This window comes from Rurimicrobium arvi, assembly GCF_039540495.1.
Taxonomy (GTDB): Bacteria; Bacteroidota; Bacteroidia; order Chitinophagales; family Chitinophagaceae; genus Rurimicrobium; species Rurimicrobium arvi.
In genome coordinates this window covers 1-4,099 of record NZ_BAABEZ010000011.1, presented here as the reverse complement: position 1 = coordinate 4,099, position 4,099 = coordinate 1, and the positions used below count along the sequence as shown (strand labels likewise).

Annotated in this window: 3 protein-coding genes; all 3 read left to right on the top strand. The window is 41.6% G+C overall.

The window, feature by feature from the left end; genetic code table 11:
* Positions 1-1,317 (top strand): sensor histidine kinase (locus ABD846_RS04730; RefSeq protein ID WP_344823185.1); only part of this gene is annotated, 1,317 nt, incomplete at its 5' end.
* A 269-nt stretch (positions 1,318-1,586) separates the two neighbouring features.
* Positions 1,587-2,378, top strand: a complete 792-nt coding sequence (locus tag ABD846_RS04725; RefSeq protein ID WP_344823183.1) for a LytR/AlgR family response regulator transcription factor — start codon at positions 1,587-1,589, stop codon at positions 2,376-2,378.
* 64 nt (positions 2,379-2,442) lie between these two features.
* The coding region (locus ABD846_RS04720) for a two-component regulator propeller domain-containing protein (protein ID WP_344823181.1) at positions 2,443-4,099 on the top strand (1,657 nt) is incomplete at its 3' end.

The window sequence follows — 4,099 nt, the reverse complement described above, 5'->3', positions numbered from 1 at the left end:
CTGAACGACAGCACGCTCTTCATCACCACCAACAACTACCCAAGACTACTCCGGTTCTTTTCCCGCTCCGGTAAAAATTCTTTCCGCATCCGTACACTCGATAACCCATTTATTCCCTATCAACCCGATTACGTTACCGCTACAGACTCCGGACTGATGATGTTCGCCAAAGGTGAAATGTTCCTGTTCCCCGATAAATACCTCGCCCAACAAAAAACAATGCCCGGCGTACACTTTACCTACATCACCAGCGGTAACCGTAAAATACCCGTCACCGATACAATTGCTCTTTCCTTTAACGACGCTCAGGACCTCAAAATAAAATTTCAGCCCGTCTCTTTCTTCAATACTGTTCTTACTTATGAATACGCTATCCTTTCCGGTAACAAAAAAGGTAAGTGGGTTTCCATACAGGGAGAAGAGCTCAACCTTATCAAACTCTTCTTCGGAAACCACATTATCAAAGTCAGGGCAAAAACACTGTCCGGTGAATACAGCATCGAAGCTGTCTTTGTTCTAAAGGTCAACAAACCCTGGTGGGCGCAATGGTGGTTCCTGATCTGCTGTCTCGCTGCTCTGGTAATCCTCGTATCGCTCGCTGCCAGATGGAACATCAAACGAAGACTCAGAAAAAAAGAAAATGAAGTCCGCTTTCTCATCTCCGAATACAGAAGCCTCAACGCTCTCATGAACCCGCACTTTGTTTTCAACTCTCTCAATAGCCTGCAGAGTATGGTAAACAATCATGAAACTGCTCCGGCCAGCAGATACATACGCATATTCTCCAACCTGCTCAGGCAGAACATGCATAATATGACCCATGACCTTATTCCCATTACAAAGGAAATTGACCTCATTGAAAACTATCTCAAACTCGAAAAACTTCGTTTCAAGGAAAAGCTCAACTATACCATAAATATAGACCCTGATGCAGACCTTACTGATATACGCATCCCTCCGTTGCTCATACAACCCTTAGTAGAGAATGCCATTAAACATGGAATATGGCCGCAGGACAGCAAAGACGCAAAACTGGAAATAGACGTGAATGAAGAACACGACAGAATATGTGTTCGTATCAGGCACAATGGTGCGCCTCTCGGAACTGCAGTAAAATCAGATACCAGCCATGAATCTTATGCCGTGGAAAATATCAGGCAACGTATTGACCATCTCAACCGCATTCACAGGCTCGAAATAACATACAGCATCTACAACATCGAAAAAAACGAAGCTATAACAGGAGTCGAATGCATGTTATGCATACCCGGCTTCCCACAACAAAGCGAACCAAATTCACCCAATAAAAATGAATAGAAATTTCAGAAAAATAAAAAGGCATGCTGGATTACAGCACGCCATTTCATGTTTGTTTTGTTGAAGCGTCTAACTTCGTTTTCGGTAGAGATGACTGGTCTTAATCAACCAGATTAGGGTTATATAGAAGCATCGTTCAAATACTTCTCAAAAATGAAAATTTTCAGGGTAATACATACTTTGTATTTTAGGAACGGTATACCTTATTTTACGAACGGCGAAAAAAGCGTTCCGGTTGAGGGTAGTTTTGTTTCGCAATCAATGCAATCATGAAAACGCTTCTTCAGCAACAAACCAATATGGGACTTAGCGCTTTGATAATCGATGACGAACCAGATGCATGTCTGAATCTGAATATCCTGCTTCATAAATATTGTGGTGATAAAGTCACACATATTTACCAAACAACATCCACAACGGAGGCGGAACAGCTTTTAAAAGAAAAGCGGCCGCAAGTTGTTTTCCTGGATATTGAAATGCCCGCTGAAAACGGATTTCAATTCCTGGAGCGAATCGGATATCGCAATAATTTTTACACGGTTTTTGTAACTGCTTATGATGAGTACGCTATCCGTGCGATAAAAATAAATGCCCTGGATTATATCTTAAAGCCGGTGTGCGAAGATGAGTTGACGACAGCCGTAGACAAGGTCTGGGATCTTGTGAACAGGATTTATGAAGAGCCCAGACTACCGGAACTACCACTCCCTTCGCTTGAACAGGAGCCGAAAAGCATTGTATTAAAAAGCAGATCGGAATCTGTATATCTGGACTTTACCGATATTATTTCAATTGAAGCCGTTGGCAGTTACTGCCGTTTTTTCTATTATCAGGATAAACGTGTTAAAAAGTTTCTTGCCAGTCACGGCCTGCAATATTATCAGGACCTGCTGCCGGATCACTTTTTCCGTACACACAAAAGTTATCTGATCAACCTGAAACACTTTTCCGGTCTCGTCGTAGCCGGATCTTTTGAACTTACAATGGACGACGGATCGGTTGTACCACTCAGCCGTAGAAGACATGCAGAACTCAACATATTGCTTGAAAAGAAACGTTAGCCGATTTTTTTGTCTGCTGATACTGCTTGCATCCTCTTTATCCACGTATGCACAGCATTACCCCATGCTGCATTATACGATCAATAACGGACTGGCCAGCAATACCATTTATGATATTTACAAAGATCCGGAAGGGTTTTTCTGGTTGGGCACCGATAAAGGTATTTCGCGTTTCAATGGGCTTACTTTCGAAAACTTTACTACAGCAGACGGACTCAGTGACAATGAATGTTTTTTCTTTAAACAGGATTTATACGGGCGTCTCTGGATCGGTACTTACAACGGGCAACTGTGCTATTACAAAAATGGAATTTTTCACAATGAAAAAAACACGCCCTGGTTGAAAATTCCTGTGGCGGTGGCCAGGACATCGCAAATCACAATAAATAAAGATAGCAGCATCAGTATTTCTTTTTGCGACAACCCACTTATTCTGGAGATAAAAAATGAAAAAAAGAAAATTTTAACCGCTGCAACCACAAATGAAAAACATGCGGAAGTTAACATGTTTCGATATACACGAAAATTATCAGAAGACCGCTATCTGTTTGTTTACAAATACGATGCATTGATTGTTAATTTCAAAACAGGAAAAACTGAAAAACAAGTACCCATTTACCCGGAACTTAAAAGCATTGCTTCCAAGCACGGACCTCTGATACTAATGCAGAAAAATGGAGTGCTGTCAACGATTGACGATGAATGCAGGCTGAGCGCTTTCAGCTTCATAAACCTTCCGGAAAGCTCCGCCTTTTACCAACTGCTTTATAGTGGCCAGGACACATTCTTCGTTTCAAATAGCGGAATTAAAAGCAATAGACAGGAAATATTTAAAGAGGTAAAATCCGCCTTTTCATCTTACATAAGCGGTAATTTATTATTAGTTGGTACAAGCAATAAAGGTCTTTTTTTATTTGACCTCAGCGGTAAAGTGCGTAACACACTCGATCCTCAACCGCAGGGTGATATAGATTATGCTCAGATCATCGGCAACAGGCTATTAATATTGAATAAGCAAAGCACCGTTTCGATATATCGGACTTCTGATTTTAAAAAGGCAGAAACTATACAGGTACGGCAGTTTAATCAGATGGCTTCGGCGCTGAATTTTTTCAGAGACAATTATTTCTACAGTCTTGCCAGTGATACTAACTACAGGATTCCGCTGACAGGATCGCCTCTGAAACCGCAGCCGATTTATGATGGAGAATTCAATACTTCACCTAAAAATTTTGTCGACCTCGATACTGTGATATTAATGGAAGGGCGCCAAAAGATATGCACAATAAAAGCGGATGATCTGAAAACAAAGCGAACCATGACTTTTAAAAGAGATTTGGGAGTACGGCCACACTTTAAGTCGCTGTTTGGATTCGCTGAAGAAAGTGATAAAAATATTTGGGTTTCTACGATACAGAAAATATATAAAGTTCGGGCCGACAGCCTTATCCCTCAGCCGCAATTTGGAAATCTGGCTTTCAGGGAGATGCTGTTCTTACAACAAAATCTCATCGGCATTACGCATGATAACCGCTTAGTGGTTTGCCATAATTACAGAGGTTCCGCCGTTTCCGCAGACACCTTGAGTAGTGGTGATTGTGTATGGAACAAGCTTTTAAAACTGAACGACAGCACGCTCTTCATCACCACCAACAACTACCCAAGACTACTCCGGTTCTTTTCCCGCTCCGGTAAAAATTCTTTCCGCATCCGTACACTCG

What these genes read in the sequence shown, in the direction of transcription:
- ABD846_RS04725 (WP_344823183.1), top strand. Translation starts at nt 1,587, where the DNA reads ATGAAAACGCTTCTTCAGCAACAAACCAATATGGGACTTAGCGCTTTG.